The 25,044-nt window shown below is 43.2% G+C and carries 20 protein-coding genes; 7 read left to right on the top strand and 13 right to left on the bottom strand.

Annotated features, from left to right (window positions below; translation table 11 throughout):
* Positions 1-327: 327 nt before the first annotated feature.
* Positions 328-1,203, top strand: coding sequence for an AraC family transcriptional regulator (locus tag AC5WJX_RS01080; RefSeq protein ID WP_440429947.1), 876 nt, complete (start codon positions 328-330; stop codon positions 1,201-1,203).
* Between the two features lie 88 nt (positions 1,204-1,291).
* Here AC5WJX_RS01080 and AC5WJX_RS01075 read toward each other — a convergent pair whose 3' ends face one another.
* The 7 genes from AC5WJX_RS01075 to AC5WJX_RS01045 all read right to left on the bottom strand — a co-directional run bounded on the left by AC5WJX_RS01075 (position 1,292) and on the right by AC5WJX_RS01045 (position 7,800).
* Positions 1,292-2,287, bottom strand: a complete 996-nt coding sequence (locus tag AC5WJX_RS01075; protein WP_494482989.1) for a glycoside hydrolase family 5 protein — start codon at positions 2,285-2,287, stop codon at positions 1,292-1,294.
* 20 nt (positions 2,288-2,307) lie between these two features.
* A complete protein-coding gene (locus AC5WJX_RS01070; protein WP_494482988.1) occupies positions 2,308-3,324 on the bottom strand; it encodes a WD40/YVTN/BNR-like repeat-containing protein in 1,017 nt (338 codons plus the stop codon).
* The gene (locus AC5WJX_RS01065; protein ID WP_494482987.1) at positions 3,321-3,755 is read right to left on the bottom strand and encodes a DUF2147 domain-containing protein; all 435 of its coding nucleotides are present in this window, start codon (positions 3,753-3,755) and stop codon (positions 3,321-3,323) included. Before AC5WJX_RS01065 ends, AC5WJX_RS01070 begins: the two co-directional genes overlap by 4 nt.
* A gap of 69 nt (positions 3,756-3,824) precedes the next feature.
* A complete protein-coding gene (locus AC5WJX_RS01060) occupies positions 3,825-4,991 on the bottom strand; it encodes a sensor histidine kinase (protein WP_494482986.1) in 1,167 nt (388 codons plus the stop codon).
* Positions 4,978-5,358 (bottom strand): response regulator, encoded by a 381-nt coding sequence (locus AC5WJX_RS01055; RefSeq protein ID WP_494482985.1) that lies wholly within the window; start codon positions 5,356-5,358, stop codon positions 4,978-4,980. Before AC5WJX_RS01055 ends, AC5WJX_RS01060 begins: the two co-directional genes overlap by 14 nt.
* A gap of 107 nt (positions 5,359-5,465) precedes the next feature.
* Complete coding sequence (locus AC5WJX_RS01050; protein WP_440429956.1) at positions 5,466-6,116, bottom strand: response regulator; 651 nt, start codon at positions 6,114-6,116, stop codon at positions 5,466-5,468.
* Positions 6,117-6,183: 67 nt separating this feature from the next.
* A complete protein-coding gene (locus tag AC5WJX_RS01045) occupies positions 6,184-7,800 on the bottom strand; it encodes a PAS domain-containing sensor histidine kinase (RefSeq protein ID WP_494482984.1) in 1,617 nt (538 codons plus the stop codon).
* A gap of 275 nt (positions 7,801-8,075) precedes the next feature.
* Between AC5WJX_RS01045 and AC5WJX_RS01040 the strand changes: the two genes are divergently transcribed.
* From AC5WJX_RS01040 to AC5WJX_RS01030, 3 genes are all read left to right on the top strand, one after another.
* Complete coding sequence (locus AC5WJX_RS01040; RefSeq protein ID WP_494482983.1) at positions 8,076-8,612, top strand: GNAT family N-acetyltransferase; 537 nt, start codon at positions 8,076-8,078, stop codon at positions 8,610-8,612.
* A 68-nt stretch (positions 8,613-8,680) separates the two neighbouring features.
* On the top strand, positions 8,681-10,912 hold the full coding sequence (locus AC5WJX_RS01035) for a heavy metal translocating P-type ATPase (RefSeq protein ID WP_494482982.1): 2,232 nt from the start codon (positions 8,681-8,683) through the stop codon (positions 10,910-10,912).
* Positions 10,913-10,928: 16 nt separating this feature from the next.
* Positions 10,929-11,717 carry an AraC family transcriptional regulator gene (locus tag AC5WJX_RS01030; RefSeq protein ID WP_494482981.1) on the top strand — a complete coding sequence of 263 codons (789 nt, stop codon included), beginning with the start codon at positions 10,929-10,931 and terminating at the stop codon, positions 11,715-11,717.
* Here AC5WJX_RS01030 and AC5WJX_RS01025 read toward each other — a convergent pair.
* The 5 genes from AC5WJX_RS01025 to AC5WJX_RS01005 all read right to left on the bottom strand — a co-directional run bounded on the left by AC5WJX_RS01025 (position 11,714) and on the right by AC5WJX_RS01005 (position 20,357).
* Positions 11,714-11,977 carry a TFIIB-type zinc ribbon-containing protein gene (locus AC5WJX_RS01025; RefSeq protein ID WP_494482980.1) on the bottom strand — a complete coding sequence of 88 codons (264 nt, stop codon included), beginning with the start codon at positions 11,975-11,977 and terminating at the stop codon, positions 11,714-11,716. The genes AC5WJX_RS01030 and AC5WJX_RS01025 overlap by 4 nt on opposite strands.
* Before the next feature lie 85 nt (positions 11,978-12,062).
* Complete coding sequence (locus AC5WJX_RS01020; protein WP_494482979.1) at positions 12,063-13,241, bottom strand: GAF domain-containing sensor histidine kinase; 1,179 nt, start codon at positions 13,239-13,241, stop codon at positions 12,063-12,065.
* A gap of 140 nt (positions 13,242-13,381) precedes the next feature.
* Positions 13,382-15,343: a glycoside hydrolase family 97 protein gene (locus AC5WJX_RS01015; RefSeq protein ID WP_494482978.1), complete on the bottom strand. Its 1,962-nt coding sequence runs from the start codon at positions 15,341-15,343 to the stop codon at positions 13,382-13,384.
* Between the two features lie 44 nt (positions 15,344-15,387).
* Positions 15,388-17,196, bottom strand: a complete 1,809-nt coding sequence (locus tag AC5WJX_RS01010) for a RagB/SusD family nutrient uptake outer membrane protein (protein ID WP_494482977.1) — start codon at positions 17,194-17,196, stop codon at positions 15,388-15,390.
* Positions 17,197-17,234: 38 nt separating this feature from the next.
* Entirely contained in the window at positions 17,235-20,357 is a 3,123-nt protein-coding gene (locus AC5WJX_RS01005; protein ID WP_494482976.1) for a SusC/RagA family TonB-linked outer membrane protein, read from the bottom strand.
* 158 nt (positions 20,358-20,515) lie between these two features.
* On the opposite strand from AC5WJX_RS01005, the gene AC5WJX_RS01000 reads away from it, so the two are divergent.
* The 3 genes from AC5WJX_RS01000 to AC5WJX_RS00990 all read left to right on the top strand — a co-directional run bounded on the left by AC5WJX_RS01000 (position 20,516) and on the right by AC5WJX_RS00990 (position 24,290).
* Positions 20,516-21,958 carry a sensor histidine kinase gene (locus AC5WJX_RS01000; protein WP_494482975.1) on the top strand — a complete coding sequence of 481 codons (1,443 nt, stop codon included), beginning with the start codon at positions 20,516-20,518 and terminating at the stop codon, positions 21,956-21,958.
* The gene (locus AC5WJX_RS00995) at positions 21,936-22,661 is read left to right on the top strand and encodes a response regulator transcription factor (protein ID WP_494482974.1); all 726 of its coding nucleotides are present in this window, start codon (positions 21,936-21,938) and stop codon (positions 22,659-22,661) included. The genes AC5WJX_RS01000 and AC5WJX_RS00995 overlap by 23 nt, the downstream gene beginning before the upstream one ends.
* 216 nt (positions 22,662-22,877) lie before the next feature.
* On the top strand, positions 22,878-24,290 hold the full coding sequence (locus AC5WJX_RS00990; RefSeq protein ID WP_494482973.1) for a site-specific integrase: 1,413 nt from the start codon (positions 22,878-22,880) through the stop codon (positions 24,288-24,290).
* 386 nt (positions 24,291-24,676) lie between these two features.
* On the opposite strand, the gene AC5WJX_RS00985 is transcribed toward AC5WJX_RS00990, so the two are convergent.
* The gene (locus AC5WJX_RS00985) at positions 24,677-24,985 is read right to left on the bottom strand and encodes a hypothetical protein (protein ID WP_494482972.1); all 309 of its coding nucleotides are present in this window, start codon (positions 24,983-24,985) and stop codon (positions 24,677-24,679) included.
* Between the last annotated feature and the right edge of the window lie 59 nt (positions 24,986-25,044).

The raw sequence follows: 25,044 nt of genomic DNA, 5'->3' as shown, positions 1-25,044 counted from the left end.
GGTTTGGATGCTATGGAACTAAGACTTGATTACCAGGCGTTTGTTTAGCCTCAATGATTGGTCTTGATCCAGGCTTGTCTGCACATTCAAAAAAAAGCGCGAGAGGAATGGTAAGTTGTTGATCATACAGAATTCGGTTATTTGGTATAGGGGTCTAAATTAGAGATCGAAGTTACATGCATGGTAATACTATTTTAACCAATTCACATCGATATTTTTAATGGGAGCTCTTATAATCGTGTTGCGTATTCGTCATGGTTAAAAATTTTTATTTTATTTGTACCAATGATCTTTTAACCAGGAACAGATTACTTCTAACCAAACTGTATGAACAATATCATCAAAGAGATCACTCCGCTTACCCAAAATGATTGCTTTACCATTTTTTCGAGGGTAAAAAGTGAGTTTAACTTCCCCTTGCATTTTCACGAAGAATTCGAGTTGAACCTGATTGTAAATGCAAAAGGGGCCAAACGCATTGTTGGAGATAATGTTGAAGAAATTGATGACCTGGAACTGGTACTTGTAGGACCTAACTTATCGCATGTTTGGCTCAGCCATAACTGCACAAGTGAAAATATCACGGAAGTCACCATCCAATGGCACAAAGACTTGTTCGACGACAAATTCCTGAAGCGGAATCAGCTGAGCTTTATTCGCAGGATGTTTGATCGCTCGGTAAGAGGCATATTATTTCCAAGAGCAACAGCAGAGTCCGTTGCAGCCCGGCTACTTGCGATCAATCAGATGCAGGGCTTTGATTCGGTGTTGGAATTGATGAGCATTCTGCATGAGTTAAGTACTTCGAAGTCCATGCGTATACTCTCCGATGTAACCTTTAACAACGCGCAGGTTCTGAATTATAACAGCAGGAGAATTGATAAAGCTTATGAGTTTATGAATGCCAACTTTCACAAGCCAATTTCACTGAAAGATTTGGCTAAGCTGGTAAACATGACTGAGGTAAGCTTCAGCCGCTTTATCAAAAAACGAACAGGCAATACTTTCATTGACAGTTTAAATGAGATTCGTTTGGGTCATGCCACCAGAATGTTAATAGAGACCACCCACTCCATTGCAGAGATTTCCTATAACTGCGGGTTCAATAATATCTCAAACTTCAACCGCTTTTTCAAGAAAAAGAAACATTGCACGCCTAAGGAATTCCGGGAAAACTTTGCCGGAACCAGGGTATTTATATAGCAGCTATAAACAACGAAGCGCCCTGCGACTAAAATCAACCTTCGGTTGAGACCAGTTGCAGGGCGCTTCGTTTTGAATTATCGGAAGGCTATTTTGAATGGAGTTCAATCAGCTTCGCACGAATATACTGACCGGCAGGTGTAAGCTCCGCCATGCTCCATTTGCCTTTTGTATTTGCGCCAGGCATCAGGATTGCGGTAGTCTCTTTCTTATCCGTGATGTTCCAGTTTGCCCAACTTAACTGGTTTTTTTCCATCCAGTTCATCCATTTGGCATTTCTTTGCTGATCAAAAATACCATCTCCATTGGCCTCGCCTACCCCCCATTCTGTTACAAACAGCGGCAGTTTCAATCGGATGGCCTCATCAGCCCTGGCCATTAAGCCTTCCTGGTGATTATTGTCTGAGGCATAGAAGTGGAAAGAATAAGCAATATTGTTTTGACCCGTAATCGGATCTTTTGCTGCAACATCGACATGCTGGTCCCAAAAAGGGCTACCAACCACAATGATGTTCTTTTGATCGTACTTGCGGATCACTTTGATGACTTCAATTGCATAATTCTTTATGGTAGGCCATTCTTCTTTCTCTGGCTCATTCCAGACTTCATAAATCACATTTGGTACACCGGTATAGCGTTGAGCCATTTTAGCGAAAAAAACCTTTGATTGCTGAAGATTTTTATCCGCGTGATGATCGTGCCAGTCAATAAGCACATACAGGCCTTTCTTAATGGCCGCATCCACGACCCCAGTGACCAGCTTTTCCTGTGCCACGGGATCTTTCAGGTAACCACTGTCTGGCTCTACAGCCATGGAAACCCTTAACAAACTGATCTTGAAATCATCTGCCAGCCAGTTCACGACATCAGGGTTGTAGTACTTCCGCCCAGCCCAGATGCTCCAGGAGAGGCTTATACCATGCAGTTGTGGCGCTTCATCCCTGCTGTTCAGCATTAGGCCATTTTGAACTTTAAGTTGACCGTGTTTGGAAACCGGTGTTTGCGCTTGAAGGGATATACTAGAAAGGATAAAAATTGCGGCACTAACTAAGGTTCGCAAGAAGGAAACGGTATTGACTTTCATATTTTAGCAGCTATAGGTGTTTATGGTTGGATATCTAGCCTGTAGATGTTGCCTTTATTACCTGCCAGAAGAACCAGGTTGCCCGACTTTGCTTTGGTAACGGCATTGATATTCAGGTCGGAGATCTTTTTCCAGGTCTTACCGCCGTCGGTAGATGCGTCCACTCCTGAAGAGCCTGCAGCGATGCAGGTGCTTTGGTTTACATATATTACCGCAGAGCGATAACCGGATACGGAGGTCTGCGGCTTCGACCAGGTTTTACCTCCATCTGTGGTGTACAGTGCATTGTTCGTACTTTCCTGGTCTTTCAGATAATCACCACCAACCACGATCCCGTTCTTTGCGTCAAAGAAGTCGATCGAGAAAGCACCGGTACTGTTCAATCCCTGGATGATTGGGTTTGAATAGCGCTTCCAGCGTTTGCCGTAGTTTGAAGAATAGTAGATGTTGGCTTTTGCGCCACCTGTCGCGATCCACACTTTACCATTTTCTAAGGTCTTGATGGTAGAACCACTAGCGGCGAAGCCAGCTTCACCCATCGCCATTTTGTATTTTAATTTTGAGGAGATATCGTCCCAGCTTGCACCACCTGTACCGGTGTAGAGAAGCTGTAGTTTCCCTTTGATCGGGTCACCGAAAATGATCCCGCGGTCTGCATTCCAGAAATCCATACCATCGAGGAAGATGGCGGAATCCCTATTCACATAGGATTGTTGCCAGTTCTTTCCGCCGTCTGCGGTATGCAGCACAAAGGCAGGTGAGCCTGCATTTACAATAATGGCTTTCTGGGCATCAAAGGCTTCAATATCACGGAAGTCGAGGCTGTCGTAGCCAGCAGGTTTGGTCCAGGTCCAGCTTTTACCTCCATCCAGGGTTCTACCTACATGACCGTTGCTACCGCTCACCCAGGCTACCTGATCATCTACAACGGCAAGGCCGCGAATACTCGTGTTTGTACCACTGTTTAAAGGCACTAAGGTAAACTGTTGTGCTGTGGCGATAAAGGGAAATAAAAGAAGGATTAAAAAGGCTCTCATGATTTAACTTTTTTCCAGACTTCGGTTCTACCGATAATTGATATGCCAATATATCCACGGATGTTGAGATCACCGTTTCCTTTCTGGCTGATGTTGCAGCTATAGGTCTTGCCAGACTTTGGATCATAGATTTTGCCATCGCTCCATTTGCCATCCTCATAGACGAAGTCCTTTAAGATCTCAAGGCCTATCACAGATTTTGTGCGCAGGCTTTCGTCGGGATTCCGAAGGTCCGTTTTAGTATTCCCTTTTTCATCCTTAGGATTTTTAAGCCAGACGATCTTGCCATAGAATTTCTCATTTTTTTTGTAGATGTCGACATGGGCTTCACCGGAGGAGTTCACCCAGCGACCAACAATGGCATCCTTAGCCTGCGCAAAGCAGGACAGCGTGATGGTAACGAATAACAATAGGAGCGTAATCTTTTTCATGTAATTGATCTAAAGCGTTTAGTTGGATGTAATATAAATTAAAGAAAGATATGAAAAAAAATATTATGGTCAATTTGGTACCGGCAGCGCAAACCAAAAGGTTGAACCCATTCCAAGCACACTTTCCACATCAATCTCGCCGCCATGCACATTAATGATCTCAGCACAGATGTACAATCCAAGCCCAAGACCTGGCAACTTGTTCATATCAGGAGATTTAACACGAACAAAACGGGTGAATACCGACTTCTTCATATCATCAGGTATGCCCATGCCCTGATCCTTTATCCTGATGTACACACGGCTATCGATTTGTTCACAGCTTACATGAACGCTGGCTTTTCCTGGTGAATACTTCACCGCATTACTTAAGAGATTTAAGATTACCTGTTCTATACGGGATTCATCCCCGTTGACCATTACTTTACCTGACGGTAAACTACAATCTAGGAAAGCTTCAGGTTCTGCAGCTTTAAATCCTTCAACACAATCGTGCAAACAACGGACAATATCAAAAGGCTCCATGTGGCAATTTAGTGCACCTGCCTTAATCCGCGTGGATTCCAGGAGATCATTGATCAAGGATACCAATTTATCCAGTTGAAAGTTCATCTTCGACACCAGGGCCATAAACTCTGGCAGCGCCTTTCCTTCAGGCTCAGCTGAGGCAATTTCCGGCATCTTGATTTTCATCTCCGCGAGTTGGAGGTAGGCTTTTAGCACCGTCACTGGAGCTTTAAGCTCATGAGTTGCCATATGTACAAAATCTTCATGGATCTTCTCACGTTCCTGAATTTCCTGCTTAGCTTTCAATGCTTCATTATACTGAATGGCACAGCGCTGTTCATTTCGGTGAAAACGATGCAACAAAGCAGTGAGAAAGATACACTGACAGAAGTAAAGCAGCACCTGTAAAAAGCTGAACACCCGGATCAACTCCTCTCCTTTCATCCAGAAGAAGTGCAGTAGCAAGGCGAAGGCAGTTGTTATTACCGTACCAATGAATGCGCCACGGATACCACCATAACAAGTTGTGAGGGTAAGAATTACGAAAAATACCAGAAAGGGCGGAGAACCGGAATCGAGCACACTGACCTTAAACCAGGTACCCAAGGCACACAAAATTATCGGCATAAGCCAGATCAGCCAGACAGGCCGTTTAGCTATTCTACCGTTATCCCAGATCTTTTGATATGAATATGCAAGCCATCTTTCAAGAGCTTTAGTGATATTCATAATCTTTTCCCTTTGGGAGTAGGTTATTGATGTGATAAACCAGCGTTGAGAATTCAATTGGTTTGGCCACGAACAGGTCACAGCCATAATCTCCTAAAGACTGTATGATGCGGTCATAGGCTGACAGCAGGATCACCGGTATATGTTGGGTGGTCAGGTCATTCTTTAACACGGAACACAATTCACCACCATTAACATCATTCATCAGGTAATCCATGATGATCAGGTCAGGGTGATGAATTGTTATCAATTCATTGATGTCGTAAGTTGGCGCTGAGGTTACAACCTCAAACCCATTGAGGGATAGGATTTCTTTCATGACGCCAAGAAGATCCTTGTCGTCATCAAGAACTAAGATTCTACTCATAGATTAGATTTCTAGAATAATTATATTACAAAATTACGGCTGTTGCGGTTAAGACTTAACAGTAATTGTACGATAATATAAAGCGGTATTTACTTGAAATCAGCCATTTAATTAATTATACCATTCAGAACAGCATAGCGGATTAGCGCAGCAGTGTTTTTTGAACCGGTTTTCTCAATCAAACTTTGTCTGTGACCTTCTATGGTACGTTTACTTAGAAATAGTTTTTCAGACATTTCACTATTGGTAAGTCCGTCGGCAATAAGATGTAAAACTTCAATCTCACGCATAGAGAACTCAATATTGGAAACATTTTCGGAAACTGAGTTAACACTCTTCTGGCTCAGTTTTTCGAGCATCTTAATGGAGAGCTCGGAGCATAGATACTTCCCTCCTGCTTTTACATGTTTCAGTGAGAAGATCATTTCGTCTGCACTGACACTTTTCAGCAGGTAACCTGATGCACCTTCCTGGAAGGCCTGGGACACATACTTGTCGTTGTCATGCATCGACAAAATCACCACCTTGATGTCTGGTTTTAAATTGTGAGCTTCTTTAATCAGTGAAATGCCATCAAGCTCCGGCATATTAATATCAGCAAGAATCACATCAATTCCTTCGTTACCGGAAATAAAGTCTAAAGCTTCCTTTCCATTGGTGGCCTCGCCGGCTACATGGATCTCTTTATCGGAACCCAGTAACATCTTAATGCCGTTACGAACTATGTTGTGATCTTCTGCTAATAAAACTTGTATCATTCTTTGTTTAATTTATTCTTTTTTTCCTGCGGAGCGCTAATTAACCTCTCTATAACAAAGAAAGTTATTAATTGTGCGGTAAATTATCATATTTTATTCTAATTTCTATAATTGTTCCCAAACTTGAGCTCTGAAGTTCCATTTCACCATTTAAAAGAAAGATCCTGTTTTTAATACTTCTAAGTCCGGAACCGTTTAACAATGAGCGCTCTACTTTGACACCAAAACCCTTCCCATTATCTTTAAAGGTCAAATTTAGCCAACCGTCTTTTTCAAACATTTTTATTTCTGCCAGGCTCGCCTCTGCATGTTTCATGCAATTATTAATCAACTCCTGAATAATACGGAAAAGGTAAAGTTGCTTCTCGTCGTTAAGGCTGCTGAAATCCGCATTGATGTCTGTGACAATCTTAAATCCTGGAATACTTAGCCGGTTTCCGAGCTCCTGTATACCGGCAGCGAAGCCGAAATCGCGAAGTACAGAGGGGGTAAGCTCATAGGACATTTCCCGGGTTTCGCGAATGACCTGGTCCAACAGCAGGTTCACATTTTTAAACTCTGTGTTCATATTGTGGCTGCGCTGAATGTTTTGCAGGTTGATCTTTATACCATAAAGAATCTGACAGATACTGTCGTGCAAGGCGCTGCTGATCTGCAGGCGTTCCTTCTCCTGGGCATTGAATGTAGCCGATAGGATGTTTCGCTGATTTTCTTCCTGCAGCCTTACCGCCTCCTTAGCAAGATTTGTTTTTTCTGTGATATCCATGATGATACCTGCGAAATAAGACTGTTCATCTAACCCTTGGATTTCGTTACCCTGAGCGTAAATGACCTTATGTTTCCCATTTCTGGTGATAATTTCAAATTCGATATCCAGTTTGCCAAACGGGGCCGCCGTAAAATCAAAAACCTGGGTGACCCGGCTCCGATCTTTTGGATGAATAAAGGAGAGGAAATTTCGAATGCGGCCATCGAAAGTACCTGGTTCGATTTCAAAGATGGAATTGCTGTATTCATCCAGGAAAATGCGTTGGCGTTTGAAGTTCATAGTCCATGTACCCGTGTCTGAAGCATTCAGGGTCATGGCTAAACGGTGACTTGTATCTAAAAGCTTTTGCTGGGCCTCCCGGCTTTCAGTATTATCGGCCACTGTGATGTAGAACTGCAGTTTTTCCGTAACAGGGTCTAGAATTGCCACCCCTTCAAGGCGTGCATAGAATGCATACTTTTGCTCTGGAAACAGGCTGAGTTCAACGTATTGTCGCTGCTGGGAATTGGCAACTTTATCCAGGAACTTGCTGAATGCACTGAGGTTGTTGCCCTCGAAAAAACTATGAAAACGTCTATTGAATAATGCTTTTCGCTGAACCTTAAGCAGGTCCGCCCCAGTTTGATTGGCCTCGGATATAAAGCCGATACTATCCAGAATGAAAAAGCCCACTGGCGCGTGGTTAAAGAAGCCCGCAAGTTTTGCCCGTTCGGCTTCAAGTAGCTGGTACGACACTTTTAGCTCTTCGTTCTGCATCTCCAGCTCCAGCTGAAATATCTGTAGTTCATTGAGTAATACAGAAATTTCATAATCGGAAATGTTGGTGTCTGCACCCTCAGGTGTGCCTTTAGAAGTTTCAATCCGCTTATTTAAAAGTTCAATAACCTGTTCCCTGTTATTTATAGTCCTATCCAATGTGATGGTATTAAATTTTAAATAGATCCCCCGTCATGTTAATCTAAATTTATACTATAAAACGCAATCCAACAAATGGATGTAGTATTTGCCTTTTTTTTGAGAAATTAAACATTCGATTCAGCGAATAAATCTTCCCACAAATTTACACCTTACTTTTGGAAGGACTTAATATACAGTGCGTAAACACGTATTTCACCATTGAAATGCTGTATTTTCACCAAGATTTCTAAGGCCTGCTATGGATTTCCTTTTTCCATATCTTTACCCATCTTATGCCCGGATCAGATTTAATAACATTTCAGCATTGCAGTGTTGATCACTGTGAAATACTTCATAGCATAGCGGTACAATCTTATCATGAACATTATTCAGACATCTGGGAAGATCAGGGTCAAGCATATTTAGCACGTTTTTACACCAGGGACATCTTTGAGAATGAACTCCAAAAATCCACTGCGGCTTACTATCTTATTTATCATTTAGCAACGCCGGTTGGCTATCTTAAGCTCCGGGAGAATCGACTTGCACCCTACAGTCCCGAAGATTGCCTTGAATTGAACAAGATCTATTTGTTACAGGCACATACCGGAAAAGGTATTGGCCACCATGCCCTTCAATTCGTCTTTGATCAGGCCAAGGCCAAAAGCAAGCGTATAATCTGGATGAACGTTATGGCGGAGAGTAAGGCTAGAAAGTTTTATGAGCATTACGGTTTTAAATGTAGCCATCAGGTTTCGTTAGACTACCCACACATGAAGGCTGGGCGAAATGTGCTTTCCACCTTTAAGTTGGAGATCGCAAAATTTTAAATAAATAACACAGAATCCTGTAAAACTGGCACCGCCGATATACTTAATTTTGGGGAAATATAATTGTTATGGGATCAACGAAAGACATCAATACGCTGAATTTACCAGTACTTGGTATGTCCTGTGCAGGCTGCGCACAGAGTGTAGAACAAAGCCTGACCAAGTTGGCAGGTGTGGAGGAAGCTGCTGTAAACTATGCCAACCAGAGTCTTAAAGTCACCTACAACCCTAAATACATTGAGCCTGAATTGCTGCAAAAGGCGGTTCAGGATGCCGGATATGACCTCATACTGGATGATCATAATGGCGCAGTGAAACAAGAGGAGCTACAGCAACAAAATTACAGAGACCTTAAACGACGATTGATTTATGCTGCGGCACTTACCTTGCCGATTGTCATCATCGGTATGTTTATGATGAATTTGGCCTATGCCAATTACATTATGTTTGTGCTTAGTACACCGGTACTGTTCCTTTTCGGGCAGTCATTCTTTAGCAACGCCTATAAACAGGCGCTGCATGGGCGGGCAAATATGGACACTTTAGTTGCTTTAAGTACTGGAACCGCCTATATCTTCAGTACTTTCAACACCTTCTACCCTTCCTTCTGGCATGAACGAGGTCTACATCCGCACGTCTATTTTGAAGCTGCAGCGGTCGTAATCGTATTTATCATGCTGGGCAAAGTACTGGAATCTGGCGCAAAAGCCAACACCTCCACGGCAATCAAGAAGCTGATGGGTCTACAGCCAAAAACATTGATACTGATAGAAGCAGGTGCGGAACGGGAAATCAATATTGATCAGGTAAAACCAGGCGACGTTGTGCTGGTTCGCCCCGGACAGCAGGTTCCGGTAGACGGACAGCTGCTTGAGGGCAGTTCCTATGTTGATGAGAGTATGATCACTGGGGAGCCTGTCGCGGTGGCCAAGCGGAAAGATGATCGTGTATTCGCTGGCACCATCAACCAGAAGGGCAGCTTCCGTATGATCGCTGCTAAAGTGGGTTCAGAAACCATGTTGGCACAGATTATCAGGCTTGTGCAGGAAGCACAAGGTTCAAAGGCACCAATCCAGAAACTTGTCGACAAAATAGCGGGTATCTTCGTCCCCGTTGTTTTGGGAATCGCCTTACTTACCCTGTTTTTGTGGATGATCCTCGGTGGAGACAATGCCCTAACCCAAGGCATACTTGCTATGGTAACGGTGTTGGTAATTGCCTGTCCTTGCGCACTCGGACTAGCCACGCCTACAGCGCTGATGGTTGGAATTGGTAAAGGTGCTGAACATGGCATCCTGATCAAAAATGCTGAAGCGCTGGAACTCGGACTCAAAGTGAATGCGTTAATTTTCGACAAGACCGGAACAATTACGCAGGGTACTCCGGAGGTTTCCAAGCTATACTATCTTGAACATGCCAAGGGACAGGAGGCCGAACTCAATGAAGTGCTGCTTGCCCTCGAAAAGCAATCAGAGCACCCGCTTGCAGGTGCCATTGTGCAGTTCCTGCAACCTTTAAGTACAGAAAACATCCGCATTGAAGATTTTCAGAGTGTTACCGGAAAAGGGGTTTTTGGAAGCTACCATGGGACAAAATATTTCGTTGGAAACCGCAAGCTGCTGCAGGAAAATAATATTTCGCTGGACGACGTACTGGTTGAACAAGAAACTTCGCTACAAGAAGCTGCTCAAACGCTGATTTATTTTGCAGATGCGCAGCAACTGCTAGGTTTTGCCTGTATTGCGGACCAGATTAAGCCAAATTCAGCAGCGGCAATTGCAGCCTTGAAGCGTCAGCATATTGAGCTGTACATGCTGACGGGAGATAACGAACAAACTGCCGCCGCGGTAGCCCGAGAAGTTGGTTTGGAGCACTTCAAAGCAAATATGCTCCCGGAAGATAAGGCAAGCTTTGTGCAGGTACTGCAAGGCCAGGGTAAGACCGTGGCAATGATTGGTGATGGTATAAATGACAGTCAGGCGCTGGCATTGGCCGACTTTTCCATTGCCATGGGCAAAGGATCAGACATCGCCATTGATGTAGCAAATATTACCTTGGTGCGGTCAGATTTAATGCAGGTGCCACGTGCGCTACAACTATCTAAACAGACGGTTAAAACCATCCGGCAGAACTTGTTCTGGGCATTTATCTACAATCTTATTGGCATCCCAATTGCGGCCGGAATACTTTACCCCGCATACGGCTTTTTACTGAACCCAATGATTGCAGGAGCTGCAATGGCGCTAAGCTCGGTATCTGTAGTTGCCAATAGCCTTCGACTTAAACTCGTTAAATTATAACTTTAATTCTAACAACATGGAAACATATAAATTTAAAACAAACATCAAATGTGGTAATTGTGTAGCAACAGTAACTCCTTTCCTTAATGGAATTACAGAAGTGGAAGATTGGGAAGTTGACACAAAGAATCCTGATAAAACATTAACCATAAAAAGCAGCACCGCGGTTGATACTTCGAAGGTTATTGCTGAGCTGAACAAAGCTGGCTACCAGGCTGAGACAATCCTATTAGCGATTATGATCTTACACATCAAAAATATGGTTTGTGACCGATGTATCATGGTTGTTCGACAGCAACTTGAACAACTGGGATTTGAGGTTCTGAACATTTCACTTGGCCAGGTTCAAATTGAGCCGGAGCCAAGTGAAAAACAATTGCTGGATATAGGCGCATCGCTTGATCTTTTAGGCTTTGAACTTATCGATAGCGAGAAAAACAAGCTTGTTGCTCAGATACGAAACATCATTATTGAAATTGTGCACCATAATAGTGATGGAGCTGAAATCAACATGAACTATTCGGCGCTACTCAGCGAGCGACTTCACAAAGATTATAGCTACCTGAGTCGTTTATTCTCTGAGCATGAAAACAGAACAATTGAAAAGTTTATCATCCAGCAAAAAATTGAAAAGGTAAAAGAACTCCTGGAGTATGGTGAACTGAACATGAATGAAATCGCACTGCAAATGGGCTATAGCAGTAGCGCACACTTATCCACACAATTTAAGAATGTGACCGGTATGTCTCCCAGCACTTACAAACAGGAACGCAAAGTAGAGCGTCAGGCGCTGGATAAAATTTAGAAATCAAAGATATCACCTAAGAATGACTTCTTTTTATATCCATGACGTTTCTCATAATCGCTGTCCCTACCGCCCCGCTGATACTTGTCGTAATCTTTGTCATAGTTCTCCTTTTTAGAATAATGATCCGCAGAACGATCAATGATCTTTTCTAGTTCTCCACGGTCGAGCCAAATGCCTCGACAGTTCGGACAATAATCGATCTCTATACCGGTTTTCTCGCTCATTAACAAAGTTTCACTACAGGAAGGGCATTTCATAGGCTTGTATCTTATGTTTCCTAAATAACTAAAAATTCTTGGATTTATTGTCTATAAACAAACCTTTGCCAGTTTTTTTCAGCGATTAAGCTGGCAGTTTAAAGCTGAACGAAGTCTGTTCATCTGTGGAATCTACGCTCAGTATACCACCATGGGCAATTGCAATTTGCGAGGCGATATAAAGTCCAAGACCTAGCCCCTGCTGATCCTTTTTTACCTTTCCTCGGGAAAAAGGCTGGAAGAGTTGTTTAAGCGCGGCATCGGGGATTTTCGATCCACGGTTGGTAACGGACAGCATAAACGATCCCTCTCTGCTATCAGCCAGAACATCTATCGGAGCAGTTTTATCACCGTGTGTCAGGGCATTCCCCAGAAGATTGGAGAATAGCTGTGAGATGCGTCTGGCGTCACAATTTACAGGAGTTTTCAGGTGTGCCTCAAAGTTTATCTGACATTCAGGCCAGCTGGTCTGTAGTTCGGTGATCACCTGATTTAATGGATCTTCAAGGTACTCCATTTGCATTTCTAAAGTAATGCCCTCTCCGAGCCTTCCTCGGGCAAAGTCAAGCACATTTTCAATCAGACCATTAATCCGATAGGAGCTGTTTTTAACAATCCTGGCAAGCTTGGTTAATCTATCATCAAGCGGCATCTTTAGCATGAGCTGTGCGCTGCTGGTTATTGCGCCAAGGGGATTCCTTAAATCATGGCCCAGAATCGCAATGAATTGATCTCGCAATTCGGCGATCTTTCTTTCCTCGGCAAGCTCTTTCTGCGAGGTATCGACCTGTTGGGCGGCACTTAAGTAGAAGGATATCAAGTCTGCATAGAGGCTGAACATTTCAAATACCTGCGTTTTGTCTAACTGTGCAGGTTTAGGATCTATGGCACAAAGAGTGCCGAAGAAAGCGCCGTCTTTCCGGTAAATGGGTATGGAAACGTAACTTTCAAATCCATACATCTTCGGCGTATGATGGTTGCAAAACTCCGCGTCCTGCGAAACATGATTAATGATAATGGCCTTATCATTCTGCCGGATCTCATTGCAGATTGTCGTTTCAGGTACCAGTTGTCCTCCAGGTTGCAGACCGAAATTGATCTTATCGTTCACACTACAGGCAATCCATTGCTCTGAGGTCACCCGCGCCACAGCAGCAAAGCCCATACCCGTGCTTTTACAAATTACTTCAAGAATGTTGGGAATTGCAGGGATATTCTGCACGGCATTGATATCTGCGAGGAGGTCTGGCCGGAGGTTGTTCATATTTCAACTTATTTCCCACAAATATAAGGTATGTGGTTAAATGCGAATATAATATCTCAGTTACGTAAAGGAAGTTAGTGGTTTAAAAACGCTAAAACACCAAAAGCCACCAACTTGGCGGCTCTTGGTGTCGGCTTATTTTATTGACTGATTTTAGCGGCGAAACCGCCGTTTCTTACCATTTTGATATGGATGGTTTCACCCGCTTTTACAGGACGCTCCTGTTTTCTGTAGTCCATTGCTTGTCGGCCGGCATTGATGCCGTCCTCAAACGAAATCATGTTAAAGGTTTGGTTTGCTTTCAGAAAGTCAAGTTTAAGGTCAAACTCGCGTGTAGCTTGCTGGTTATTGGTCATACCCCCGATATACCACTGCGCTCCTTTTCGTTTGGCTACAATGGCATATTGCCCTGCTGCTGCTGCGAGTACACGAGTTTCATCCCAGGTCACCGGCACGTCCGTAATAAAGCTGGTACAATCTGCATTTTTGTAATATAAGGTTGGGTTATCCGCCAACATCTGCAATCCACTTTCGAAGATCACAAACAGGGCCATCTGATAAGCCCGTGTGCCGATGCTTGCGGCGTTGGGCCTTTTTGCGCTGTAAACTTCAGGCTGCATGCTCAGCATGGCACCAGGCGTATAATCCATTGGTCCAACGGCATTGCGCATAAACGGGAAATAGACACTATTGTCAGGTTTGGCCCCACCCATCTGTTCCATGCCCCTTACGCCCTCATAGGAAAGTACGTTTGGGTACTTGTATTCCAGCCCTGCGGGTTTGAATGACCCGTGGAAGTCCACAAACAGCTTATGTTTCGCCGCTTCTTTGGCCACCCGTTCATAATAATTTACCATCCACTGATCGCTGCGATCCATAAAGTCTATCTTCAGCCCTTTTACCCCCCAATCGCTGAAGGTCTTAAATAGATCAAAGTTGTTTTCAACCGTAAGCCAGGTCAGCCATAAAATGATGCCTACATTCTTTTGTTTACCATAGGCTAATAATTCCTGCAGATCCACCTCCGGATTAGGTTCAAAAGGATTTTTGGTATCCTTAGCCCAACCTTCATCCATAATGATGTATTTGATGCCATACTTTGCTGCAAAATCAATGTAGTACTTGTAGGTTGCCAGATTATACCCCGACACAAAGTTGACGTCCGGCCCGTAAGGCGAGGCATCATTCCACCACTCCCAGCTTACCTGTCCGGGCTCGATCCAGGCTGGGTCTTTGATCAGGCTTGCTGCGGCAAGCTTGTTCGTCATGGTATTGGTAATGAGCTGTCCATCGTTCTCCGTAACAACCAAATAGCGCCAGGGAAAACTTCTTGTACCAGTTGTTTTGGCAATGTAATCTGCTTCCTTCAAGATCTTCTGACTGCGGTCTCCCTCCGCTTCAACTTCAAGCGGCACCTTCGGAAAGGTTGACTGCATGCCGTTGTGGCCAGTGCCTTTCAGAAACATCGCAGGATAATCTTCCAGATCGGATTCTGATATTAGAACCTTATGCTTGTTTCGGGTATCAATAAGCACGGGTAAAGTTGACATCTTGTCTGTTGCTTTCCATTCGGTTGATGTGAGGTGGGTATAGGATTCTTCGTACGCAGTTTTAAATCCGCTTGCTTGCTGTAAATGCAACTGATAAGCTGCAGGGAACTGCACCGACAGTTCCTCGTCCATGACTTCAACCATGCCTTTTTTCCTGGTAATGAACCGGTAAGCGATCCCCTCATCATAGGCGCGGAATTCTACAGAATAGTCGTTCGCAAAATCTAATCTAAGCAGATTATACTGATCACTTATGGTAGAGGATTTCAGGGGCACTACAGGTCTCAAGGCCTTCTTCACCGAAGTGGTACTTTGCTTCCGGAGCTTTGGTTTAACGCCCAAGGTTGCACCTTTCAACTGAAGTGCTATCCTGGCTGCAGAAATCAATGGCTTACCGGCATAAGATACCGCATAAGAAATGTCATTTGTAAGTTCAATTTCTGCACTGAGCTTACCATTCGGGGATTTGAGCTCAAGTTTTTGAGCTACCGACAGCTTACAGACGAGCATCAGCATCGTAAATAGGAAGGGTTTCATTCTTTTGTTATTCATAGTTGTTGTTTAAATATATTCAATTGATTAAGACCAAACACTCGCTACCAACCAGGATTTTGTACAAGAAGGCTGTTTTTTAGGATCTCATCATTTGGAATTGGCCAGAGATAATCACGTTGTCTGAAGGTTCGGTCAGCGACCGTGGTGAGCTGATAGAAAGCCGATCCATCAGCATACATGTTCATCCCTCGGACTGGCTCATTGTCAGTTTCCATCGCAATTTTCCACCTATGGCAATCGAAGTAACGCACACTTTCAAAGGATAGTTCTACCTGACGCTCTCTGCGGATGATACTGCGCATAATAGACTGGTCTGTGGATACCGGGATCTGTCCTGATGCATTTCCGTAGGCAGGCACTCCGGCACGTTTTCTGATCAGATTCAGATAAGTAAGGATGTCCGGATTTCCAGGTTCATATTCATTCAGCGCTTCCGCATAATCCAGATAAATTTGCCCAAGCCGAAGCAACATGGATCCACGGGAGTTTGCATTGTTAGTTACGTCCTTACGAGCTGTATAACCCGTAGGTGAAATGTCTGATGAACTTTGACTTCTGCCGGAGTTTCCTGAAAATTCCATATTTGTAACTACCTCGCGATTGTTACTGCCTTGGTACAACCAGTAGCTATTGTTATAAGTAATGCCAACGTAGAACCGTGGCTCCCGGTTAGCCCATTGTGCAAAGGTACTGCGGGCTTTGATATCAAACGGAGCTTTAAATTCTACAAAACCAGCTTGTTGGTAACCCGAGCCGGGTACGTCAATCGCAAGCCCATTGCCCATAAAATATGCATCAACCATCTTTTGAGTCGCCCCAAGTGCACCAAAGCCCTGGACCTCAGTCGTGTAACCTTTATGCAGCGGCGTCTTATCGTGCCAGCTATACACGCCAGAATTTGAACGCCCGAAAATCCACTCTTTGTTCCAGTTCAGTAAGGAAATATCTCTGCATGAAAGATATGCAGCAATAAAGGGATCACCATTCTGAACAGAATATAGATCATAAGTACTGGGTACGAATTCATCTATAAAGGCCTTTGCAGCATCAGCTGCAAGCTTCCATTTATTCGGTTCGTAAGTTTGACTGATCAAAGGAATACCAGCTTTGTTTACCAGTGAAGCCATGTCCGTATTGCCATTGAACAATGGGCTGGCAGCTAGCAGCAATGCCTGTTCTTTATAGGCCTTCACAATGCCTTTTGTCATTCGTCCATATTCATCATTGATGGGTTGCAATGGCAAATCCGCATATGCGGCATCCAGTTCCATTACCACAAAATTTACGCATTCCTCAAAGGTATTGCGCTCCACAAGCAACTCAGACAAAGGTGCGTCCGGACTTGTCACTTTATTGATCAGCGGAACGGGCCCGTACATCCTAATTAACCAGAAGTAATACAAAGCTCGAAGAGCCTTGGCCTCGGCCTTGTACCTTGTCTTCAAAGCATCATTCACCTCTACCGGGTTAGCAGCATCTATTTTGTCGATGAAATCTGTTGCACTCCGTATGGATTTATAATAATCTGTCCAGAAATCTGAAACAGGGCCATCGGTCGATGCCCAGGTACTCTGATTCATATTCCTTGAATAATTGAAATCCCAGTTATACATCGCTTCATCCGAAGAAGCAATCCATGGCCCGGAGTGGTCACTGTTGATGTAGCGTTGCATCAACTCGTTGGGAATATTGGAATAAATGCTGGCAAGATACTCATCGACATACTTCTTTGAAGTAAAGATATCGTCCATGGTCAACCGATCATCTGGCACCTGATCCAGGTATTTTTTACAGGATGGGGAGACAGTCACGCCGATGACCATCAAAATCATTACTAATATTTTTTTCATACTAAATGTAAATTTTAGATAAGCTCAAATCACAATAATTAAAAGTTCGCCTGAACACCGAGTGATAGGGTTCTGGTGTTCGGATACGAAGCACCATTGCCGGTGTTTAACTCCGGATCCCAAAGCTTAAACTTACTCCAATAGAGGACGTTCACGCCTTGCGCATAGATCCTTGCTGTTTTTACGCCGATACTCTTCAGAGTTCCGGAGGCCAGGTTATACCCGAAGTCCAATGTTTTCAACCTTAAGAAATCTACATCCTTGATCCACCAACTGCTGGTTGCAGCATTATTCCGGTTAGCTGAATTACCGAACGCTAAGCGTGGATACAGCGGGCTCTGCAGCGGATTTGCTTCTGTCCAGCGGTCTGTCGCTGCTGCGAACAAGTTGCTGCGCTCACCACCATTGCTGTTGTTGAATGGAATTATGCCATCACCCGTGAGGAGGCGCTGTGCCCCGGCTGTGCCCTGAAAGAATGCACCAAAGTAAAACCCTTTGTAGGAAACATTAAATCCGAGCCCATACACCCAGTTGGGAACATCACCATTGCCAATCTTAGTGATGTCGTTGGCATCTACTTTACCGTCTCCGTTTAAATCCTTATACCTGATATCTCCTACACGCTGTGTGCCTAGTACCGCCTGGCTCGCGTGATTATCAATTTCCTCCTGAGATTGAAACAAACCATCCGCTACATAACCAAAAGTTGCCAGGTAGTTCTTGCCTCGTCTCTCCATGTATGGGAAAGGCTGTACTGGATCATCATTCTCAATAACTTTGTCTTTGTTGTATGAAAATGTACCGTTTAAGGTCCAGCTGGTTTGGCCAATCTGAAAAGGTGCAAGATCAACGGTTCCGTCGAAGCCACGGTTTTCAATCACACCCAAGTTTCCGTAAGGATAATTTTGTAGGCCCAGATAATTTGGTAAACTTCTCCTTTGCAGGAATACCCCTTTGCGGTGCTCTTTAAAGTAATCTACTGTAATGGAAAGCTTAGATTTCAAGGTTTTAAACTCCAATCCAAGATCCTGCTTGTGTGACTCTGACCATACCACGTTCGCACCATAGTCCTGAACAATCACACCGGCGTAATTTGTATTGTTCTGGCCATTACCGAAGTTATAGCCATAATCGCCGTTTTCATTGATGATCGTAAGATACCCGAAGCGGCGTCCGCCACTTCCGGAACCTACCCAGCCGTTTGAATAGCGTAGTTTGAAAAAGGGCAGTACACCAGTGAGGGGTTTAAAGAACGATTCATTAGATACTACCCAGCCAATACCCAGCGAGGGGAAAAAGCCATATCGCTCCTCAGGCGCAAAATTTTCCGAGCCGTTGTAGCCAAAATTGAACTCACCAAAATACTTCTCTTTCCAGGAATAAGTTGATCTTCCCGCTATTCCCTGTGTTCTAATCGGTAATGAAGAGGTAAGATCACCTGCGAAAGCAGTTGTATTGCTGGTTTGATTATAAAGCAACATTCCACTAACATTATGCTCCCCAAAAGCTCGATCATAGCTAATAGCACCTTCAACATAGTATTTTCTGTCACCACTATTCGAGCGAGTATAATTGAGTTGGTCCGAACCATTTGCAAGCACAACAGTTCTAAGGTTTCCATCCTCATCATACGGGTCGCCCTTATCTATGCCGTAAAGTGTCCTGTTTCTGGTCCTGCCAATAGTATGTGCGTTCCAGGTATCAAATGAGAATAAAGCTCGTGCAGAGAGTCCTTTCAGCACAAACCCAAGATCCTGATTGATGGCTGCATTGGAATATAGCTGGCTTTGAAAAGTATTGGTATAACCGGTCTGGGTTATTTGGGCATAAGGATTCGGCTGATAGTCGCGGGATGAATTAATTCCTGGAACAAGGTTCCCAGGTAACATCACCGGGTACAATACCGGATTGGTCTGCATGATGCTGTTGAATGCGGTTTGCGGCCCCACACCTGGCATATTGGTGTTGGTAATATAGCCTTGTATGCCCAGGGAGAACTTGGTGGTTTTGGTCCAGTTCATGTCGACATTTGACGTGAAGTTATACCTCCTGAAACGGGCATCGGCCTTGTAACGCTGAAGGTTGTCCGTTTCCAGCAAACTGGTTTCATCGTAATATGCCAACGAGGAATAATATTGTGTGCTTTCAGAACCACCACGCGCGCTAAAATTGAAGCGTCTATTTACCGACTGATCTTTGAAAATCGTGTTCATCCAGTCTACGTTAGGATATAGGTTCGGATCTACTCCGTTTAGGGTGTTGGCAATGTATTCAGCTGAATAATCCGGCTGTGAACCAGAAGCGATCAACGCTTCATTACGCAACGTCATATATTGCTCAGCATTTGCCAGTTCCGGTGTTTTCGTAAAAGAAACAAAGCCTTGATTGTAGTTGAATGACAGGGATGTCGCTCCTGTGCGGCCTTTTTTAGTAGTAATCAAAATCACGCCATTTGCACCCAGCGCACCGTAAACGGCTGTAGCAGAAGCATCTTTTAACACAGTAAAAGATGCGATATCCTCTGGATCAAAGGCATTAAGGTTCCTGCCTTGCACGCCGTCTACAATGATTAATGGACCGGCGGCGTTTAAAGAATTAAAGGTTGAAATACCGCGAATCCAAACATCTGCAGTATTACTTCCTGGTAAACCTGTACGTTGTACACCCACTACGCCAGCAATCCGCCCAGCTAAAGAGGCGCTAAGGTTTGCGACCGGCGACTTTAGGTTTTCAACATTAACGGATGACTGTGCACCCACCAAGCTCACCTTCTTTTGCTGACCATATCCGACAATTGCAACTTCGTTCAAGCTGTTGTCAGCAGCCTTTAGTACAACATTAAAATCTATTATGTTGTTAATTTTAAGTAAATGATCCAGGTAACCTACATAACTTATCCGAACTGAATCGCCTCGGCTGGCAAGCACGCTGAATTTACCATCACTATTCGTCACTGCGGTTGCACTCGTTTGTAGGTTTTTGACACTTACTCCGGGAAGGGGGAGATTTAATTCGTCTTTGACGGTACCGGTGATCTTGATCTGACCTTCCTGAGCCCGACCGGCATTTGCTGCTATGAAAAGCATCAGGAATAAAAATGCGGTCTTGAAATTTCTTTTTTTAGTAGTTGACTTGTCTGGAACAGGAGCGCTACACTTCATGGCTTTTAGTTAGAATTTTAAACATCTTGTTGATTGGTTAAGTATTTAATTGACTGTAGCTGATAAAATTATGGGGATACTATATCGATTTTGTTAATGAAAACTTAACGGATTGTTAATAGGATCAAACAGTTGCTGGATTTCAGTAATTTTAGGCGATGACTGATTTGAAAAAGCACCAGATTGTTGCTTTGTTAAGCTTTATTACACTTGTGGCAGTATTATTCTACCTGACATACAACACCTATGTACTGGAAGACCAGCAATACCGCTCATATGAGAAGACATTCCTGTCTGAAGAATTCAAGGAGTTAACCAGCCACGAAAACATATATCCTGGAGGGTATAAGATTGTAAGTACGCATTTGGAGAAAAACATGCGCGATTTAGAGCGCCAATATCAGAAACATCATTCGCTACGCAATCCATTTACCGACTCCGTATTGAAGAGTTTGTTCTTCCAACTACAAACGCATAGTCCAATGGATTCCATTTTCAAGGCTGTGAAAAAGAAATATCAGCTCCATGACAATCTTGAATATCTACTCATAATCAACGGCATCAAACTTCGATTTGGCCCAGGAGTGGTCACAACCTTATATGAACCTAAAGCTGAATACCCCTTTCTTGACGATCAAAGGCAATTAGATTTAGGCTATATGTTAGATGGAGCCCTGGCAAGCCCTTTACCTCAGAATAGATGTTTTAGCATTTCTCTGGGTTCCTCCCTGCAGTACTCCTATGATTTAAGCTTCGCGATTTATGTCGATAGTAATAATCGGCAGCTTGAAATTTTAAAGTCAGCCTCGCCTATTCTGCTGCTTACGCTCTTTGCGCTTTCGGCAGTAATCTTTATCTATTATGTCACTTTTAAAAACTGGATCCAACAGAAAAAGCTAACGGAAATGAAGTCCGATTTCATTAACAGCATTACCCATGAATTTCATACACCAATCGCTACCATCATGGTGGCAAATAAGAGCTTGGAGAATGAGCGGGTACTTGCCAATAAAACCAGCGTTAAAGAACTTACTGAAGTAATCTCCCGCCAGTCTAAGCGTCTTGAAATGCTCTTTGGACAAGTACTTGACATCACCAAAATCGACAGTATGACCATTGAAAAAGAAAAAACCGATGTCGTGGTACTACTTAAGGAGGTTCTCCAGAGTTATAAGTTGAAAGTTTCTCAGGAACAGGCCAATATCAAACTGTTGGATATCACTGAAGAAGCACAGGTGGTATGCTTGAATGAGTTCTGGTTTACCACCATGTTGTTTAACATATTTGACAATGCAATAAAATACAACGATAAAGCTGAAAAAACAATCTATATTCAACTGACTAAAAATGACGGTGGTCTCCAGCTCATGATTGCCGACAATGGCATCGGAATGGAAAAATCGGCAGTAAACAATATCTTCGATAAGTTTTACCGAGCAAACAAAAAAGAAATGATGCATGTAAGCGGGCTCGGCTTAGGACTCTATTACGCGCAGCAATGTATTCGTATTCATAACTGGAAAATGCTTGTAAATAGCCAGGTTGGCACCGGAAGTGAATTTATAATATTTATCCCTGATGAATTCAGAACAGAAGACTAAACTCTTATACATCGAGGATGAAGTCGATCTAGGCAACGTCACCCGGAGATACCTTGAACTCATGAATTTCGAGGTAGAATGGTGTACAACGGCGAAAAAGGCCTTAGAGCTATACAACACTGCGCCCATGGCTTATCAGTTAATGATTATTGATATTCAATTACCCGACATGGATGGCTTTGAACTTGCAGAAAAATGCATCCCCATAAACGAGGATGCCTATTTTCTGTTTTTAACTGCCCGCAAAGAGAAGTCAGACCGGCTAAAAGGATTACAAATTGGTGCTATGGATTATATTACGAAGCCATTCGACGTGGACGAGCTTGTTTTACGTATTCAGAATATCGTACGCCGCCAACAGCAGCATTCCAGGCAAAAGATGGAAAGAACGCTGTCTAACGCTCATGTTCGTATTGGAGATATGCTCTTGAACAAAGATCTACTCACTTTATCCATAAAAGAAGCAAACTCAATACAACTAACACAAAGAGAAGCCGAACTTCTAGAGTACCTGAATAATCACCAGAACATGATTATAAAAAGATCAGATATTCTGATGCAGGTTTGGGGAGAAAATGACTATTTCCGTGGCCGCAGTTTGGATGTCTTTATTTCTAGATTAAGAAAGCTGCTTCGTTCCTCCCGCGGTGTGAGGATTGAAAACGTCTACGGAATAGGCTTTATCTTTTCGGTGAAAGCTTGATGCTGCCAAGGAAGGTAGATCTGGCAAAGGAGAAGTTGTACCCGGAAGCAGAGTACGCACCCACTATAATCTCAACTAAACTCAACTAACGTTGTCTGACAAAAACCGGTCTAACGGCTTGTATACGGCATTTCAGGACAAAACTAAATTATCTCAAGGTATTGGAATAAACAAAAAAGTGTCCTCATATTTGTACCCACAAAAAGCTGATCTACCATGGCAACTCCAAAATTTCACTTGAGAACATCAGGTGATAAAAACATCAAGTCCGAAACATCAAAGGATGTAGCTAAGTATCCCATCGACATGCTTTACTCATTTGGTGGTCTAAGATTGAAATACTACACCAAGGTAAGCATTGAAAAAAAGTTCTTCAGACCCGAGTGCAATACTAGTGACAAAATAAAGCCAGTCAAAACCAACGCCCCCTACGCAGACCTTCTGAATACACGCCTACTAAGTATGGCGTTAGATGCAGTTAAGATTGTAAATGAAACAAGGGGGAGCGATTTAAGCAAAGAGTATGTACGTGATCAGCTTGACCTAATTTACAAACCAAAGCAGGCAGAACTAAAGACAGACACCGGGATGTCAGATGACTTCATATCCTATTTTGAGCAGTTCATTGATGATTGTAAAACAGGGAGAAGACTTATTACTAAAGCAGGCAGGGAAAATGGCAAAAGATACAAACATAATGCGATTAAAAACTATGGAGTGACCCTATCAGCCATCAGAAGATACATGCACGCTCATCGCATAAAAACAATGACTTTCAATGACATAAATAGGAGTTTCTATGAAAAGTTCCGAAGTTATTGCTACACTGTTGAAAACAAGGAAGTCAGCACCTTTGGTGGCTACATCAAAGATATCAAGTCACTGATGAATGAACTTAAACCCGAAAAATATAGGGCTCAGGACTTCGTAATTCCAAGTTATGAAAGTGATACAATCTACTTGAGTTTTGATCAAATTAGGCTTATAGAAGAGCTTGATTTATCTGACAGATCCAAGTATATATCCAGAAACATTATAGCACGGGATAAGCAGGGTAAAGCGATCATAGATGAAAAGGGTAACCGAAGTCTGACAACAGAAAAGATCTCGTACAGCGTTTTAGAGAAAACAAGAGATTTGTTTCTTGTAGGTTGTTATACAGGACTAAGGTTCGGTAACTTTTCCGACCTTCGAAATGAAAACATTGAGAGGAACGTAATCAGAGTTGAACAAAAGAAAACCGGAGCGAAAGTGACCATTCCGATTATGAAAGGTCTCAAGCCCATCTTAGCAAAATATCCTGAGGGTCTTCCGACCTTATCGAACCAGAAATTCAACGAATACATCAAGTTTGTCGCTCAGCAAGCAGGACTTACCGATATGACAAAAGTCAAGAGCACCAAAGGTAACCAAGATAGCTGGGATAAGTACCCACTTCACAGTTTGATTTCCAGCCATACCTGCAGACGCAGCTATGCTACCAATCTATTCAAAGCCGGAGTTCCTCCAATGCTGATCATGTCTGCAACTGGACATAGTTCAGAAAAGAGCTTTCTCAAGTATATACGAGCAACAAACGAAGAAAGGGCTCACCTGCTTGCGAACTTTTTGGATAACATAGGACTATAAATCTTCCATTTGTTTTCTTTATAAACTAAGAAATCATGTTGCCACGATGATCACCTTAACGCAGGCTTGAAGTGCAGACAGTTGTTTGAGTTCCCAATCGATAAAGGAAAAAATGAGGTGCATCGATCGTGGTCAGCAGGTACATCGAACCTGTTGCTCCTGAAACGGCGTTCTTAGTGAGCATATTGATAAGACATGTAATCCTTTGTACCGGCTAGGACTGCAGAGACCGGGTTATTCAGATGGATTTTCAAGCTGCCTCAATGATTCGAAGGTGTTCACGGTAATTACCGTTTATGCTTTTAAAAGTTCTTATAACGTACGCCAAGCTAAAGACATATTTGTAGACCTATTCTACGTATAAAAGTTTTACCTATACAAGATAATCAATAATCTACTTCGACCGTCTTTGGACCGATCTTGATTAACAACGGCTTTCCTGTAATCGAAATTTTAGTTCCGTTAACGATGAATGTCGGCAAGTCATCGCCTTCAGCAACGTTTTCATCCTTTGTTGGACGTTGACCTCTAAAATCTGGAAAGGAAGTGCCTTCCCGCTTCATAATACCTTTATAATGATGAACAGTTGAGACAGAAATTTTTAAAGCTGTCGCTACATCTTGAGGAAGAACTCCGTTAATCGACATCTCTTTGATACTTCTTACTACCTCTTCAGGAAGACCTTTTTTGCTCATTTCATACTTAATTATAGATAGTGCAAATATAAGCATTTACATGAAATAACATCCAGTAC

The organism is Pedobacter sp. NEAU-ZC8, assembly GCF_059278965.1.
Note: the sequence above shows the minus strand (reverse complement) of the source record. Positions and strands in the feature narration are given on the sequence as shown.

Bases quoted from the DNA above. Each gene is read 5' to 3' on its own strand.
- AC5WJX_RS01080 (WP_440429947.1), top strand. From the start codon at position 328: ATGAACAATATCATCAAAGAGATCACTCCGCTTACCCAAAATGATTGC.
- AC5WJX_RS01075 (WP_494482989.1), bottom strand. From the start codon at position 2,287: ATGAAAGTCAATACCGTTTCCTTCTTGCGAACCTTAGTTAGTGCCGCA.
- AC5WJX_RS01070 (WP_494482988.1), bottom strand. From the start codon at position 3,324: ATGAGAGCCTTTTTAATCCTTCTTTTATTTCCCTTTATCGCCACAGCA.
- AC5WJX_RS01065 (WP_494482987.1), bottom strand. From the start codon at position 3,755: ATGAAAAAGATTACGCTCCTATTGTTATTCGTTACCATCACGCTGTCC.
- AC5WJX_RS01060 (WP_494482986.1), bottom strand. From the start codon at position 4,991: ATGAATATCACTAAAGCTCTTGAAAGATGGCTTGCATATTCATATCAA.
- AC5WJX_RS01055 (WP_494482985.1), bottom strand. From the start codon at position 5,358: ATGAGTAGAATCTTAGTTCTTGATGACGACAAGGATCTTCTTGGCGTC.
- AC5WJX_RS01050 (WP_440429956.1), bottom strand. From the start codon at position 6,116: ATGATACAAGTTTTATTAGCAGAAGATCACAACATAGTTCGTAACGGC.
- AC5WJX_RS01040 (WP_494482983.1), top strand. From the start codon at position 8,076: ATGCCCGGATCAGATTTAATAACATTTCAGCATTGCAGTGTTGATCAC.
- AC5WJX_RS01035 (WP_494482982.1), top strand. From the start codon at position 8,681: ATGGGATCAACGAAAGACATCAATACGCTGAATTTACCAGTACTTGGT.
- AC5WJX_RS01030 (WP_494482981.1), top strand. From the start codon at position 10,929: ATGGAAACATATAAATTTAAAACAAACATCAAATGTGGTAATTGTGTA.
- AC5WJX_RS01025 (WP_494482980.1), bottom strand. From the start codon at position 11,977: ATGAAATGCCCTTCCTGTAGTGAAACTTTGTTAATGAGCGAGAAAACC.
- AC5WJX_RS01020 (WP_494482979.1), bottom strand. From the start codon at position 13,241: ATGAACAACCTCCGGCCAGACCTCCTCGCAGATATCAATGCCGTGCAG.
- AC5WJX_RS01015 (WP_494482978.1), bottom strand. From the start codon at position 15,343: ATGAATAACAAAAGAATGAAACCCTTCCTATTTACGATGCTGATGCTC.
- AC5WJX_RS01010 (WP_494482977.1), bottom strand. From the start codon at position 17,196: ATGAAAAAAATATTAGTAATGATTTTGATGGTCATCGGCGTGACTGTC.
- AC5WJX_RS01005 (WP_494482976.1), bottom strand. From the start codon at position 20,357: ATGAAGTGTAGCGCTCCTGTTCCAGACAAGTCAACTACTAAAAAAAGA.
- AC5WJX_RS01000 (WP_494482975.1), top strand. From the start codon at position 20,516: ATGACTGATTTGAAAAAGCACCAGATTGTTGCTTTGTTAAGCTTTATT.
- AC5WJX_RS00995 (WP_494482974.1), top strand. From the start codon at position 21,936: ATGAATTCAGAACAGAAGACTAAACTCTTATACATCGAGGATGAAGTC.
- AC5WJX_RS00990 (WP_494482973.1), top strand. From the start codon at position 22,878: ATGGCAACTCCAAAATTTCACTTGAGAACATCAGGTGATAAAAACATC.
- AC5WJX_RS00985 (WP_494482972.1), bottom strand. From the start codon at position 24,985: ATGAGCAAAAAAGGTCTTCCTGAAGAGGTAGTAAGAAGTATCAAAGAG.